Origin of the sequence: Aquirufa antheringensis, from assembly GCF_004307425.1 — a bacterium.
In the GTDB taxonomy this organism is placed as follows: Bacteria; Bacteroidota; Bacteroidia; order Cytophagales; family Spirosomataceae; genus Aquirufa; species Aquirufa antheringensis.
In genome coordinates, this window is the sequence record NZ_SEWZ01000004.1 from 1 (window position 1) to 15,191 (window position 15,191).

Below are 15,191 nucleotides of genomic sequence, written 5' to 3' on the forward strand. Positions count from 1 at the left end.
GGATAAGGTTTGGTATAAAGAATGGATATGTAAATAAGGTGAAGAAGGATGAAGTCTTAAAGTGGGTAGACCTTATTTTAAAGCATGGAGTGGTTAAAATGAATAATAAATTATTGCTGGATGAGGATAAGCCAATTTTGAAGGTTTAAATATGTTTTTGGCTTGATTTTAGAATTGTCTGAAAGTAGTATCGATTAATCAGTTGATTTTAAGTGTATTATAGAAATATATATGATTCTATATAGACTATCCGATGATCAGAATTGATTTTTGAGCTTATTCAATTTGTTACTTTATTAAACTAAAATCTCCAATGCCTCTTATTAGGAATTTTGTTTGCCTTATTTTCAGTTAATTCTAATTGAAGTCTAATGATCTCTTCAGCATTCCTTTTATCTAAATCATCTTTCTTTAATTCATCCATTAAAATACTGAATCTTTTGTTCCATTCTCCATTAATAATAGATTGGATGAAAGATACAGAACTGAATTTTGCTAGGATTGCATTACGACCAACCCTTTGTGGGAATAGACAATAAAGAAATCCTTTTGAAGAACAAAATTCTATGCTATTGGTAATTGGCATAAAATCAAAAACAACTGGAACAGTACAATCTATCCAAAAAGATGGTAATAAATCTTCAATATTTGAAACTTCGAAAATGTCCTTTTTGTCTTTGTAATATATTGTTAAATAATGTGACTTCTTTTTAAAGCGTTTATAATCATTGATTAATCTACTTCCGTCCACAACCCAGATTAAGTTATTATAAAACTTTTCACGTGATATCCTTTCTTCTTTTGTAATAGAAGAGTGTTGGAATTCTATTGTTAGTCCATCAGGTGTATAAATGTCTGCCCTGTGGATTTCCATTGTTGAATCATTTTTAAAACTTATCTCTCTAAATTCTTCAGGGAATTTATTCTTCCAATCACGATGCCATAAAGTTTCAGATTCCCACCATTTATCGCATTCTTTTCGATTATAATGTGACCAGTGGTGAACAACTATATCTCCACACTTAGCTATAACCTTGCCATTACACAGCTCACATACTCCTTCAAGCCCTTTTTGGGCTTGAGCACGAACTTGGTTTACTAGGGCGTATTGCATATAAATAAATTTACTTTTTTTAGAATTAAATAATAACTTTATTAGAACTTAAATCTCAATTTATATGCCAAAATTACTTTTAATTACCTTGTTAATTTGTTTAAGTCAATCATCATTTTCTCAAGACTTTGTCAAAAATCTTTCCCCAACATATTCTTACTCATATCTCACTGTAATGGGTAAAGCGTTATCAAAAAAACTTAGTGTTGAAGTGGATTTAGGTGATGCCCCAGAACAGATCGAGCTTGGGAAAAGTTATTCTGATATACTAAATAACAAGAAGTCTTATGCTGCTATATTAAACTTTATGGCTGATCAGAAATATGAACTTGTAGAGTCTCGTGACATCGTTGGCTCTTACCAGGGTACAGGTGGGTCTTTTGGTATTATTCTGATTATGCGAAAAGTAAATAATGATCATTAATAGAGATTGTGGCTCGACTTTGGGTTGAGGAATACCAAATAGCTTATAAATGCGTGTATATGTGCGAGTTAATATAAATTAAAACGCCCCAGCGGGATCACTTCTTAAAAATTAAACACTATCTATTTCAATATAGATGGTGTTTTTTTTTGCTCCTCTAAATACGAGATAAACGAGTGCAATCGTTAGGTTTTATGGTGTAAACAATTATCTGAAAATTGTTTTGTCTGCATAAAAAGTTCCAAAAGGTACGAGTGAAGCAATAAAAGCCCAAAAGATTTTCACTAAGTTCCATCGTTGTAAAAACGAAACTTGAAGCACTAAAACGATATAAAGGACAAATAGAATTCCATGTGCTAAACCCACCACGTAATTAGGCTGTGGAATACCAAATTTGTATTTTAAAATCATCGTAAAACCCAAAAGCAAATACGAGCAACCTTCTAAAAATGCGATAATGCGTAGTCTGCCTACTGCTGTTTTCAATAAATTATTAATCATAGTTGAAATTTAATTGATAGAGTGTGAAAAACCAACTCAAGGCACCATCCACTGAAAACTCCCCTCCTCATAATCAAAGAAAACTCTTCTGTGTCCCGCATGATTCAACCACAACCAATCGATGGATTGAACATGAATGGAAACGATGCCAAAGTTCGTGTAGCCCGACTCACTTTCTGCTAGCGTAAAGTTCTCTTGTTCGATGTCTTCTGGTAGTCCGCTTGTAGATGAATCTGCAAAACTGGATGGGCTATGTTGCGTTAAGTAACACTTTCTGCTGGATAGAGAGGTGGTTTTCCAGGCTTTGGCCGTCAAATCATCTGTGTGATGTAAAAAAGCTTTCCCCTTTAGGCGTAATTGAATGCGCTCTTCGGAATCATAAAATAGCGCGCTTATAGAAGGATTATGTATTAACTCTTTCCATTTAGGGCTTCTGATATCCGTATGGAAACGCAATTCTCTTTCTGTAGGCAAAGTCTTACGTAAAACAACCGTCCGCATATTCACTTCGCCATTAGCCAAAGTAGCCACGCATGGCGTATGAAAAGGATTTCTGCTTTTAGTGGCTCCAGTGACTAATCTATTCCAGCAATCCTGTTCAAGATCGGTTAAACTATAATCGATGTAATTGATTCTATTATTTTCCATACGATTAGTTTAACAAGGGAGTAAGGGTATTGTTATGAAAACATCTCATTCACCATTTACCATTCACCATTTACCATTACTTTTCAAACACTCGCTTCAACAACTCACTCGTCCGTGCCATTGGATTCGCACGAATATCTTTTTCTTGTTTTGCTATTTCGCTGTAGATTCCTTCCATCGCCTTTTCTGTTACATAGGCACTTAGATCAGGGTTGATTTTCTTATTACTGAACGGAATCGCATTATAAGCTGTGATAGCCTTTTCCCAGTATTTGGTGGCGTTTACTTTGTCTAAGGACGTTTTTACGATAGGATTAAAGGTCGATTTCAAATTATCGGTGGTCTTTGAGCGCAAATAAGAAGTAGCTGCTGTTTCATCGCCACGTAGAATGTTGATGCCATCTGTGATGGTCATTTGTTTGATGGCGTTCACAAAGATGGGTGCGGCGGTAGCGGAAGCATCTTCTGCCGCGCGGTTCATACTAAGGATGAAATCGTCCGCTAATTGGTTTAAGCCCACACTTCTGAGGGTGCTTTCGACTTTAGCAGCTTCTGGTGGCATAAGGATTTTTAAGGCAGCATTTTTGAAGAATCCATCTGGTTTTGCGAGGTTTGCGCAGCCTTTTTCGGCTCCTACAGCTAAGGCTTCTTTGAGGCCATTGGCAATATCATCTGAACTTAAGCCTGTTTTAGTGGCGCCGGAAGCGATTTCGGTGGCTTTTTTGAGTATGCCTTGGAAGGATTGGGCTTTGGACTGTATTGAAAACAATAATAACAGGATTAGGAATTTTTTCATGATATCAATTTAAAGAATAAAGCATAAAGCACAAAGAATAAAGTTGGTATCCCTTGCAGGGATGACCATATGAAATATTTCGACTATCGGCTATCGACTATCGGCTATCGACTAGTGACTATCGACTAGTGACTATCGACTTTCGACTAGTGACTATCGACTAGCAACTAAATTTACCGAATAATTACTATCTTTAAACACACTTTTTATTAACTGTCTATGAAATTTCGTTTCCTACCCTTATTACTCCTTCCCCTCTTTTCTAACGCACAATCCAATGTCGATAGTCTCTTTATCAAGAAAATGTCTGATGAGATTATGACGAACGGAAAGGCTTATGACTTATTGTATGAGTTAACCAAAAAGATTGGCGGGCGTTTAGCCGGTTCTCCACAGGCGCAGAATGCGGTGATTTGGGGTAAGAAAAGTTTAGAGGCGATGGGTCCAGATAAAGTGTTCTTGCAGCCGGTGAAAACACCGAATTGGAAGCGTGGAGGGAATGATTTTGTGGCGATTACGGGGGTGAATGGGGAGGCGAGAATGCAGCCATTGGCGGCTTTGGCCTTAGGGAATTCCCTAGGTTCGAATGGATTAATCGAGGCGGAAGTGGTCGCAGTGGCTAGTTTCGAGGAATTAGAGAAGCATAAGGAAGAGGTGAAAGGCAAGATTGTGTATTTCCACAGTGTTTTTGATCCGACAAAAATTCAGACGTTTAAGGCTTATGGCGAGAGTGGCGCTTTTCGCCGTTCTGGTGCGAGTAAAGCCGCGAAATATGGTGCGGTGGCGGTGTTAATTCATTCACTGAGCACGGCACCGGATAATGAGCCGCATACCGGTGTGATGGTCTATGATGAAGCATATCCGAAGATTCCAGCGGTGGCTTTAGGTCCGAATGATGCGAAGATGCTATATTCTTTGGCCAAAAAAGGAACCATCAAAGCCCAAGTACAAACTTACGGTTTCTTCCTTCCAGATGCGGATGACAACAACGTAATTGCAGAAATCCGAGGATCTGAATTCCCAGACCAATACATCACCTTAGGCGGTCACTTAGACAGCTGGGACGTAAATGAGGGCGCACACGACGACGGCGCCGGCATCGTCCAAACGATGGAAGTATTACGCGTTATGAAAGCGTTAAACTACAAACCAAAACGTAGCATCCGTTTTGTCCTATTCGCTAATGAAGAAAATGCCGCGCGTGGTGGCAAGGAATATGCGAACCAAGCCAAAATCAACAAAGAGAACCACATTTTTGTCATTGAAAGTGATGAAGGCGGCTTCACTCCTCGTTCCATCGGAATTACAGCCCCTCCTGCTCAATTCGCTAGATTTCAAACGTGGACTCCCCTATTAAAGCCTTACGGTTCTGAGATTACTTTTGGCGGTGGCGGTACGGACATTGCTCCTATGGCCGGTATCAATAAAGAATCCATCTTAGCGGGACTTATCCCTGACAGCCAACGCTATTTCGATTTACACCATGCAAAGACGGACGTGTTCGAAAACGTAAACAAAAGAGAATTACATTTAGGTGCCGTGAACATGGCAGCCATCATCTATTTAATTGATAAATACGGCGTAAAATGAGATTAACGACATTATTTCTGCTTTTTGCTTTTGCATCTTTCGCATCATTCGCGCAAAAGACTTCTTATTCGGTTCTTGTGTACACGAAAAATGGCCCTGGCTACGTGCACGATAATATACCCTCTGCGGTAGCCGCAGTTCAGAAGTTAGGCTCTGAAAATCACTTTCAAGTGGATGTTTCTGCTGATCCTGTGGTGTTTGAAGAACAGAATTTGGCCAAATACAAAGTCATCATCTTCACCTCCACTAACAACGACGTCTTCGACACAGACGCCCAGCGCGTCGCTTTCCGCCGCTACATCGAAGCCGGTGGCGGATTCGTGGGCGTGCACTCGGTAACGGGCACAGAACGCAAATGGAGCTGGTTCAAATCGATGGTAGGCGAAACGTTCTCCTGGCACGCCAAGTTCCAGCCTTTCTCGGTCATCAACATCGCCCCATCCCACCCTTCCCTACAAGGAGTCCCATTAAAATGGACGAAGGAAGACGAATGCTATTTTGGCTTTGAACTTTACCCCGGCATCCAAACACTAATGATGCATGACGTGACTACCTTAGATCCGTCTCAAAAAGAACTCATCACAAAACACAAAGGCGTCTATGGGGACTATTTCCCAGCGGTCTGGACCCAACACTTCCAAGGCGGACACATCTGGGTCACCACCCTAGGCCACGCGAAAGAAAACTACCAAGAACCGACCTACTTAAACCACTTGTTGCAAGGGATCAATTACATCGCAGGTCAGGTTCGCAAAATCGATTACTCGAAGGCTTTCTCGACGGGTAAAGATGATGGGTTGAGGTTTTAAATTGGGATTTCTTTTTCCTTTTTTCGCGAAAAATGCCCATTTTTGCACCATGATTAGAGTATTTATAGTGGCTTTGGCCTCCGTGTTCATCTTAAATTCGTGTAAAAAAACCTCTGCTGAAATCGAGGGCGAAGTGCGTGAATTGTGGTTACAAAATCTTCAAAAAGAGCAGGTTACAGGTGTAAGTGTCCTAGATGTTTCCTTAGTTCAAAAGAGTGATTCGCTCTATACAGGTATATTGAAAACCAAAGAGCCAGAGGGTACTTTCTTGTACAATCTGGAGGTAACCCGTGCGGGAGATCAGCTTAGTTACGAGGTAATTGGGGATGGTATTCCGACCGATGGCCGAAATACCCACGAACCCGATGATCAGCCTGTGGTGACTGATTCCTTATAATTTATTCCGGCTGATAGATACGTTCCGCATTTTTCAGTATTTCCGCTTTATCTAAAGTCATCACCTTCGTCTTCTGAGCCTGGTAAAGTTCGCGTTGATCTGCGAAATGTTTCGAATCCGGATGCGAACTAGCGCCAAAAGTATTCACCGTCTCAATCAGCGGCAAACCTCCGCCTTTGGGAAACTTCACAAAACCGATGTAGGCATCGCCTGAATTCATCTTACGTTGTGATTCACCCATAGGCTCAGACATAACTGCCGCTAACACATCTGGCATTCCCGCTTGTGGCCAATCTTGATCTCCCCTTTTCAGGCGTTGGAACTCCCCTAGCGTCACGTCCAAGCGGCCGTAGTGCTTCAGTAAGAAATCGTGCACGTACTGCGTTAGCTCGACTGCTTCCGATTCTGTTAAGGGATCTTTCGATGCGTTTTTACGTATTTTAGAGGCCCCATAATACGCGATGTTATAATACAAAGCGCCTATACTTTCGATATTGGTCACATGGTCCCATTCTTTCAATTCCTTTATAATAGTCGCTAAGGACGGGTATTTAGCCGCATCAAGCGTAAATAGCACCGAAGCATCGTATCCATAGGGATATAAAATCTTCGCTGGTAATTGACGATCGAACTTGATGCGCTTTAAATCTTCCCAACCTATTTTGTCGTAAGTATCAATTAAGTCCTTAGCCCGCTGTGAACGGTTATTGTGGTAGGTCTCGTATCCGTCGTATTTATCGTAGTTCGCTGGATTTAGATTCTCATTAACGGCCGTCGCCATAAAGGGCGAGTGATTCGTGTTAAACAAATACCCAGCTGCAGGATTCAAATGCTGAGGTAATTCATTCAGCGGTTTGAACTTCTGCCAAAGCGTCTCCCGCGTATTTCCTGGCAAGGTGGAGGCCCAGTTGTATTTGGCATTACGATACGGCATCTTCCCATTCGAGATATAGAATATGTTGTCCTCCTTATCTGCGTACATGATGTTGAACATAGGCAGGTGATTCTGGTTTAACGCCGCCTTGAATTCCGTGAAGTTCGTAGAGCGGTTCATCGCATACCACTGCTGAAGAGCGCCGGCGTCCATTAAGGACGGAAGACGTAAGGAGAAATAGCCACCTTTGGGCGATTTCACCGTAGGGCCATAAATCGATTCGTAGGCCATCTTAGAGACCGAGAAAGGAATCCCTTTGATGTTCAGCTTTATTCTTCTTTTCACTAAAGGAAGCCATTCGCCATCCACCTCGTATTGACCCGGATGCGCTTTGTCCGTCTTCAATTGATAGACGTCGATTTTGTCCTGGAAATTTACCGTATGTGCCCAAGCGAGATTAGGTGTCACCCCGTGGAAGATCAATGGACCGCCAGGGAACAAACCACCCAAGATATTCCAACCCTCCTCCGATTGCACATGAGCCTCATAGAAAGCCGTAGCGCCCTCGATGGGCTGATGCGCATTAATGACTAACATCGGCTCGCCAGTAGCCGATTTCGAGCTCTTAATGGCAAAGGCATTACTCCCTTCTCCCGTAAAGCCGGGAAGCGAGGGAATGGAGCCATCGAGGATTTTGGGCAAAGCCTTATCCACTCCACAGAAAATAGCCACCGAAAACATCGTCGTCGCTATATAATCTTCTATCGCAATAGGAAATACGTGCTTGTTCACCACTTCCGATGGATGTGCCTTCCCATAGGCTTCTAGCCCCATCAGGTAGCCCTGCACTAATTGCAGAAAGCGAGGATCCATCGCCTTGATCTGTTGATCCACCACTTTGCGCGTATTCAATAAGCCAAAAACAAAATCCACCGGCGCGCCTTTCTTGCCAAGGTGTGTGCCTAACTTGCCCTTACCGGTTAGAATAAGCGTCTGAATCGTCTTAAAGTCATCCTCTGAATGCGCCCAGGCTAAACCATAAGCTACTTCTGGATCTGTAGGCGCAAATATGTGTGGAACCCCGTAAGAATCGCGTGCGATCGTTATTTTGTCCTTGCGGATAATCGGCTGTTGCTGGGCATTTGCCCAAAAAGTAAAAAGGCAAAGAGCTAGTAGTTTTAATTTCATTGTTGAGGTTTTGCTAGTAAGTTAGCTAGTAAACGGTAGGCGCCTGGAACGCCAGCCGGTAATTCCCGGAAGAAAACCAATCCGGTATAAATGAATTGCCCTTTTCCATATTTCGCCACAGCGATGTTTCCCTTGTTTTCTGCTTCATTCGGATCGGTAAACCCGAGAGGAAATTCGAAATGTGGATCATTGGTCTCCGCTGTATAAACACTGCGTTCTTGGATCCAATCTTGGAAATCTGTTTCGCTGATTTTGTTTGGGCTGTTGAGGAGCGTATGCGACGGCAAAAGGAATGCGGGTTTCGCTTCTTCTTTTGTAATCCGGTTACGTGAAACCAGCAAGGGATAAGGCGACATACTCGACTTCATAGGCCCTAAGAAACTGGCCGTATTGTATTGAACGACATAATTGCCGCCATTCTCGATGTATTTCATGATCTCAGGATAAGCGTTTTCCCAATAGTCATTGGTATTGTAAGCACGCACACCGGTAAGCACCGCATCGTATTTCTGCAGATTCGCTGCCGTTAAGTCTTTCTCGCCTAAGAAGTCGACCTCGTATCCCATCTGCTTTAATGCCTCTGGGACCTTATCGCCAGCGCCTTTGATGTAGCCTAAGCGATTACCTTTTTTCGCGAAGTCGATGTGCAATAAGCTCAAGTTCACTGGTGTAAAATAGCGTTGGGTCGGAATGTGTGGGTATTCAATGGTTTGCAAGTCGAGTGAATCGATCCAGTTTTCGCTCCCAGCGTAAATATGTAATTGGAGGTTGCTGGTTATTTTTCCGTCAGGTACGACTGCCTCGTTGAAAGAGACAGGCCATTCCCGCTTCTCCCCTGCTTTCATTCCGTCTTTTAATGTGATGTTTGCCAAAACCGATGCTCCCGACTTCACCTCCATTCGGCCAGGCTTTAAAGCGGCTAATGCCGTGATGGATAGTTGAATCGTTTTTGTTGTCTTGCTGCCTTTAGGTAATAATACCACGTTAGAACTTAAGCGAAAGACCGTTTTAGGAGTCACTGAGATAGGCTGCAAGATTTCTCCTTTTACCGGGTCGATGATCAATTCTTGTACCGGTTTCTCTAGGGAAAATACTTCCCCTTGAATCAGAAAAGTGGCTTTAGCCGTATAGGCAGGATCTACTTTCGCCTGACCGATTTTTTGCTGGTCACTGACATTAAAATGTCCTGTAGCTTTCGCTTCTTGTATCCAATAAGGTTGTGTGATAGGCGCGGAGGCCGTTATTACGCGATGGAAAGGATACTTTTTATAGGGTTCTAAGGTTCCATGGATGGTCGAATCCATTCCTGCGAAAGAAATCTGCACCTTTTCTACCTGTATAGGTGCGCGAACGATAAACTCCGTCTTAATCGGCAGTTTTTCGCCAACTGCAACAATGCCTTGAGAAGTTGTGGCTCCGAGGTAAATCCCGGCGGCATTCACTACCCAGGTATTGATTTCATTTAATTTCTTCTCGGTCCATGGGCTTTTAGGTAGCGCTTGGATGGATTTTTTTAAGTTGATCAGAGCCGAAATGCTCTCGTAAGGTTTCGCTGGGTTATACGCTTTGATGATGGGAGTGATAAGCGCATCGATGTTCGAATTCACGCGATTCCACGAGGCGTCTACCCCATCCCACAAGAATTCTTTGGGAGCCTCACCGCCTAAAGTGGCGAAGTATTCCGTGCTTCTTCCGCGGTCCACAGCAAAGCCAAAACCTTGGGATTTATGCTGGCTACGGCTGTAGGCGGCTAGTTCTCCGGTGCTTTGGCCTAAAAAGGGCAGATAATCGCCAATGTTTACTTTGAACTGAGAGTCAGAAATAGTCGAATTTCCCGTCGAACCCGGGAAACGGAATGTGTTCCACAATAAGCGTTTCGCCTGCCACACGTCCACTCCCTTTTTCAATTGTTCTGGGAACATCTTGGGATCTGCGGCTGCTTTATAGGCTTCAATGGCCAGTGCCGCGGAGGCAGAATGATGCCCGTGTCCAGCCCGTGCATCCGGTGGAAAGCGCGTGAAAATGATATCAGGACGTGTTTTTCGAATCACCCAGACTAAGTCCGATAGAATCAGTTGCCTGTCCCAAAACACCAAAGCTTCCTCCGTCGACTTCGAAAAGCCAAAGTCAAACGCACGCGAAAAATATTGATTCGCCCCGTCAATTCTCCTAGCGGCTAACAATTCTTGTGTTCGGATTAATCCTAAAGGAACACCTTGCTCGTCGCCGATGAGATTTTGGCCGCCGTCTCCCCTTGTACAGGCAAAATAGCTCGTCTCCCAATGTTGTTGCTGGGCGAACCACGTCAACATATGCGTACTTTCATCGTCCGGATGTGCTGCCACATGCAACACAGAGCCAAGCACCCGTAATTTCTGCAAATCTTCTCCTAATTGGGCAGAGGTGCGTTGTTGTGCAAATGCAGGAAGTGATAGCAAGGCAAAAAGAATGATTCTTTTCATTAGTTCAGCATGTTTCGGTTCCATGGACCACGGTAATTTCTCGCTAACAGAGCGGTAGCTTCTGGATCATTTAACACGGTTTTTGTACCAGGATCGTAAGAAAGTGGTCGTCCTAGTTTCATCGAAAGATTCGCAATGATACAGGATGCCGTAGAAATATGTCCTTCAGCGATGTCTGCAATGGGTTTTGAACCTTTATCGATCGCGGCTAAGAAATCGAGCATGTGGCCACGCGTAGCTGGTGCCGCATTTAATTCAATGCGATCCTCTTTTAGATCCTCCGGATATTTTTCTTTTTCATACACCACTTCACCGTGCAACTTCTCGCTTTTCGGATCCGTAGGCGTGAAATCGTATTTCATGGTGCTCATTCGCAGGGTTCCTTTTTCTCCATAAATGGTTAAGCCCCATGGATATTCCGGGTCTGGAGCTGTTCCCCAAGTTCTATGTTGCCAAACACAGTTCAATCCATTGTATTCAAAAACGGCTGTTTGTGTGTCAGGGATGTTCGATTTGCCCTCTTTTTGGACATAAATACCACCTTCTGAACTCACGCGGTTAGGCCAACCTAAATCGAGTAACCAGCGCGCTGTATCAAACATGTGGATGCACATATCGCCCATAATTCCATTGCCATACTCCTCGAAAGTTCTCCACCACCGCGTGTGTGGTAAACCATCATAAGGACGCAAAGGCGCTGGTCCGGTCCACATTTCGTAATCAAAATAGTCTGGAACGGCCTGGACTGGCGGATTACCATTATTGCGCATGTGGTAATAGCAATACATTTCTACGTGCGCCACTTTGCCTAATAATCCTTTGTCGATGATTTCTTTTTTCGCTTGAATCAGGTGTGGTGTACTTTTTCTTTGTGTACCCACTTGAACCGTTTTGCCGTATTTTCTGGCGGCAGCGACCATCGCCTCGCCTTCCAGCACATCGACTGAAATAGGCTTCTGCACATAGACGTGTGCCCCGGCCTTCACGGCATCGATCATCTGTAATGCGTGCCAATGATCTGGACTTCCTACAAGGGCGATGTCTAGTTCATTTTCCTTCAATAATTGGCGGTAATCCCCGTATAACTTAGGCGTTTTGCGTGATTTTTGACGGGCTGCTACAAGCTTACCAGCTTCTGTTAACATATTTCGATCCGGATCACACAAGGCTACCACTTCTACAGGAACGACCTGCATCAGACGGAATAAATCACTCTTTCCATACCAGCCAGTGCCTATAAGAGCCACTCGGTAAGGACGTGCGGGATTCACTAAATCTAATCCATAAGCGCCAAAAGTAGACAAAGCCAAAGCAGCCGATGCCCCTTTCATAAAATGTCTGCGGTTAATGTTAAAGTTTTTCATAGGATGATTGTTAAGACTGATTCAGCCGGTATTTCTAGGTTTAGTTTTTCAATGCTCAGATTCTTTTTACGGCCCTCGTTTTGGACTAATAACACTGTTTTTCCATCTGGCCGTTTAAATGCCGCCGCCTGAATTCCTTCCGGCACATCGATTCCTAAGCGTATGGAGCCAGCTGGAACAAATCGCGCTGCTTGCATAACAATATAATACGATTGATTTCGAATAATATCCTGACCTGAGATGGTTAGCGCACCTAAGCATTCAGTGCAACCGCCAGGTGTATGTGGCCCATAGCTAGGATCATTCGCTAAATTCCATTCAATGGCCGTTTTCGCATGATTATTCACCGCACCTAAGATGACATTCTTAACGTGCCACATGAAATCACCTGTAAAATCCCCTTTGTATCCCGTCCATTGCTCGGTAAAATAGAGGTCTTTATCCGGATGCGCCGCTTTCACTTTGCTCAAGGCTGAGATATCCCCATTGTACAAGTGGAAAGCTGAACCACTCACATATTGTTTTGCATCCGCATTATTTAAAAGATCTATGGCGTACTCTGGATGATCGCAATTGTGATCGTATACGATGATTTTGGTCGTGATTTTTCGCTTTTTGAATACAGGACCCAAGGCTGTTTTGATAAAATTCGCCTGCATCTGCGAGCTCATGTACATGCTGGGGTTGTTTCCTGGGTGTAAGGGCTCGTTTTGGGGCGTTAATGCCCAGATAGGAATTCCCTCTTTCTCCATCGCTTGAATGTAGTTTGCGAGGTAATTCGCATAGGTTATATAGTGTTTTTCCAAAAGAGATCCACCTTTACTCTCCCCATTATCTTTCATCCAGGTGGGTGGAGACCAAGGTGTGGCCATCAATTTTATCGCGGGATTAATGGCAATTATTTGTTGTAAAACGGGAATCAAATCGGCTTTTGAGGGTTCTAAGCTGAATTTTTTAGGCTTGTCTTCGTAGGAAAATACGGTTGCATCAAGATCGGTTGCACCCACACCTATTCTTAGAACGGAGATTCCATTGGGTCCAAATAATTCCTGTAACAAAGCCGCTTTTTTGGTGGGTTCTAATTGCTGAATTAATTGAGCGCTACCGCCGGTTAAGGTAAATCCGAATCCATCGATGCTTTGAAAGGTCTGTTCTGGGTGTACCGTAATCTTCGCTCCGCTGAAATCAGAATAGAGATTTTCGGTCTTTTGAAAAAAGGATTTCTGTTTAGGTTGACTTAGGTACAACTCCGCTTGGGAAAAACAGAAAAGAGGCAAGCTTAGCAGCAGCACTAGTTTTTTCATAGGTTTAAATTTCATTAAAGGTATCGATTATTTACAAAAAAATAAACCGCCTTTTTGAGGGGCGGTTTATAGTTGTCCAAAGACCAAAGTTCAAAGTCCAAAGTCTGATTTGGGAAATTGCTCCGGACTAAATCCCTCCGGACTATTTCTTCCGTTTCATCGCGGCGGCCTTATGACCTGAGAGCGATTTGTGTGAATCTAACCCTATAAGAGTCACAGATCCACCACCACGTTCATAATCGTGTTTAAAGTGTTCGAAATTTTCCATGACGGAGTGATCGACAAGATGCGTTTTGGAAAGGTCAATTGTTACATGGAATCCAGATGGAATGGCTTCTAGTTTACGTTTGATTCCCAAGTAATTTGTGAATACCGCAGCATCAGAAATCTCGACAAGGTAGGCGTCATCCGTGAATGAAACCTCCGTAGGTGCGCTGAATATGGCTTTTAATGGCTTGCCGTTAAATAAATTGACTAAGATTTCGGTCAAAATACCGGCTCCAATTCCCACCAATAAATCTACCCCCAAAGTGAAAAAGATCGTCACTAGGAAAATCAATAGTTGCTCTTTTCCTTTTTCAAGTGTGTGGATGAATTCTTTAGGGTGGGTTAACTTGATACCCACTGTAATTAACATGGCTGCTAATGCTGTATTCGGGATTAACTCAATTAAATGAGCAGCTAATAAGACGAATACTAAAATAAAGAATCCGTGGAAGAAGTTTGCCCAACGTGTTTTGGCCCCATTCGCGATATTAGCTGATGAACGCGCTACTTCTGAAATCATTGGTAAACCACCTAAAAACGCGACCAATGTATTCCCTATACCGGTGGCAATCAAATCTTTATTCGCATCTGATTTACGTTTGTAGGGATCTAACATATCCATGGCTTTTACCGTCAAAAGGGATTCCAAAGTACCCACTAGGGCAAACATAATCACAAACTTGATAAAAGTTCCCGTTTGAGCGAAACCCTCAAACGAGGCGTTGAATTTAATATTATCCACTAAATTACCGATGTGAACAAGGGCGTATTTGGGCTCTGTTGTTTGGAAATCCATCAATAATTCTGCGGGGATAGCGATTGCTAAAACGACTAAAGGGGCAGGTACTTTTTTAATTAGCGGGTTCTTGATATACGGCCATCCCATCATAATGATTAAGCTGATCGCACCGATTAAAGTAGCCTTGGGGTCCCAATTCGCAATAAATTCAGGTATGGCTGCGAATAATTCCAAAGGTTCTTTTCCTTTGGCTAGGATTGGATTCACGTCTAAAAATACTGGAATCTGCTTGCCTATGATGATTAATCCAATCGCTGCTAACATACCGTGTACGGCAGAAAGGGGGAAGAAATCCATCAATTTGCCCAGTTTGAATACCCCGAAAAGGATTTGGACTAAACCCGCTATCACCATCGCTCCTAGGGCTAAATGCCAGCCTTGTTCTCCTCCGCCAAATTCAGCTACAGCTCCCGCCACAATCACAATTAATCCAGCTGCAGGTCCTTTTATGGTTAAACGTGATCCACTAAATAAACTGACAACGATACCCCCAATGATGGCGGTAAGTAAACCCATAATCGGAGGGAAATCCGATGCTTTAGCAATCCCTAAACTTAAAGGAAGCGCTAATAAAAAAACAATAAATCCAGAGGCTGCGTCTGACGCATAGTTCTCTTTTAATCCGGCTAGGCCGTCTTTAGGTATATTCTTCAT

13 protein-coding genes are annotated in these 15,191 nt (G+C 43.1%); 4 read left to right on the plus strand and 9 right to left on the minus strand.

Annotation, left to right across the window (positions count from 1 at the left end):
* Positions 1–301: 301 nt before the first annotated feature.
* A complete protein-coding gene (locus EWU21_RS08590) occupies positions 302–1,114 on the minus strand; it encodes a competence protein CoiA (RefSeq protein WP_130896528.1) in 813 nt (270 codons plus the stop codon).
* Between the two features lie 64 nt (positions 1,115–1,178).
* Between EWU21_RS08590 and EWU21_RS08595 the strand changes: the two genes are divergently transcribed.
* Positions 1,179–1,538 (plus strand): hypothetical protein, encoded by a 360-nt coding sequence (locus EWU21_RS08595; RefSeq protein ID WP_130896530.1) that lies wholly within the window; start codon positions 1,179–1,181, stop codon positions 1,536–1,538.
* A gap of 207 nt (positions 1,539–1,745) precedes the next feature.
* Here the strand turns inward: EWU21_RS08595 and EWU21_RS08600 are convergent, their stop codons facing one another.
* The 3 genes from EWU21_RS08600 to EWU21_RS08610 all read right to left on the minus strand — a co-directional run bounded on the left by EWU21_RS08600 (position 1,746) and on the right by EWU21_RS08610 (position 3,483).
* Positions 1,746–2,039, minus strand: a complete 294-nt coding sequence (locus EWU21_RS08600) for a DUF3817 domain-containing protein (RefSeq protein ID WP_130896532.1) — start codon at positions 2,037–2,039, stop codon at positions 1,746–1,748.
* Positions 2,040–2,075: 36 nt separating this feature from the next.
* Positions 2,076–2,687 (minus strand): pyridoxamine 5'-phosphate oxidase family protein, encoded by a 612-nt coding sequence (locus EWU21_RS08605; protein WP_130896534.1) that lies wholly within the window; start codon positions 2,685–2,687, stop codon positions 2,076–2,078.
* 76 nt (positions 2,688–2,763) lie between these two features.
* Entirely contained in the window at positions 2,764–3,483 is a 720-nt protein-coding gene (locus tag EWU21_RS08610; protein ID WP_130896536.1) for a DUF4197 domain-containing protein, read from the minus strand.
* Between the two features lie 219 nt (positions 3,484–3,702).
* Here EWU21_RS08610 and EWU21_RS08615 point away from each other — a divergent pair, with 219 nt between their 5' ends.
* Genes EWU21_RS08615 through EWU21_RS08625 form a run of 3 tightly spaced genes read left to right on the plus strand, consistent with a single transcriptional unit; the run spans position 3,703 to position 6,279 of the window.
* Positions 3,703–5,073: a M20/M25/M40 family metallo-hydrolase gene (locus tag EWU21_RS08615; protein WP_130896538.1), complete on the plus strand. Its 1,371-nt coding sequence runs from the start codon at positions 3,703–3,705 to the stop codon at positions 5,071–5,073.
* Positions 5,070–5,882, plus strand: a complete 813-nt coding sequence (locus tag EWU21_RS08620) for a ThuA domain-containing protein (protein ID WP_130896540.1) — start codon at positions 5,070–5,072, stop codon at positions 5,880–5,882. Before EWU21_RS08615 ends, EWU21_RS08620 begins: the two co-directional genes overlap by 4 nt.
* Positions 5,883–5,931: 49 nt before the next feature.
* On the plus strand, positions 5,932–6,279 hold the full coding sequence (locus tag EWU21_RS08625) for a hypothetical protein (protein WP_130896542.1): 348 nt from the start codon (positions 5,932–5,934) through the stop codon (positions 6,277–6,279).
* A gap of 1 nt (position 6,280) precedes the next feature.
* On the opposite strand, the gene EWU21_RS08630 is transcribed toward EWU21_RS08625, so the two are convergent.
* From EWU21_RS08630 to EWU21_RS08650, 5 genes are all read right to left on the minus strand, one after another.
* Complete coding sequence (locus tag EWU21_RS08630) at positions 6,281–8,341, minus strand: penicillin acylase family protein (protein ID WP_130896544.1); 2,061 nt, start codon at positions 8,339–8,341, stop codon at positions 6,281–6,283.
* Positions 8,338–10,803, minus strand: a complete 2,466-nt coding sequence (locus EWU21_RS08635; RefSeq protein ID WP_161566500.1) for a PIG-L family deacetylase — start codon at positions 10,801–10,803, stop codon at positions 8,338–8,340. Before EWU21_RS08635 ends, EWU21_RS08630 begins: the two co-directional genes overlap by 4 nt.
* Positions 10,803–12,167: a Gfo/Idh/MocA family protein gene (locus EWU21_RS08640; RefSeq protein ID WP_130896548.1), complete on the minus strand. Its 1,365-nt coding sequence runs from the start codon at positions 12,165–12,167 to the stop codon at positions 10,803–10,805. Before EWU21_RS08640 ends, EWU21_RS08635 begins: the two co-directional genes overlap by 1 nt.
* Complete coding sequence (locus EWU21_RS08645) at positions 12,164–13,471, minus strand: glycoside hydrolase family 30 protein (protein ID WP_236633206.1); 1,308 nt, start codon at positions 13,469–13,471, stop codon at positions 12,164–12,166. Before EWU21_RS08645 ends, EWU21_RS08640 begins: the two co-directional genes overlap by 4 nt.
* Before the next feature lie 142 nt (positions 13,472–13,613).
* Positions 13,614–15,191 carry a SulP family inorganic anion transporter gene (locus EWU21_RS08650; protein ID WP_130896552.1) on the minus strand — a complete coding sequence of 526 codons (1,578 nt, stop codon included), beginning with the start codon at positions 15,189–15,191 and terminating at the stop codon, positions 13,614–13,616.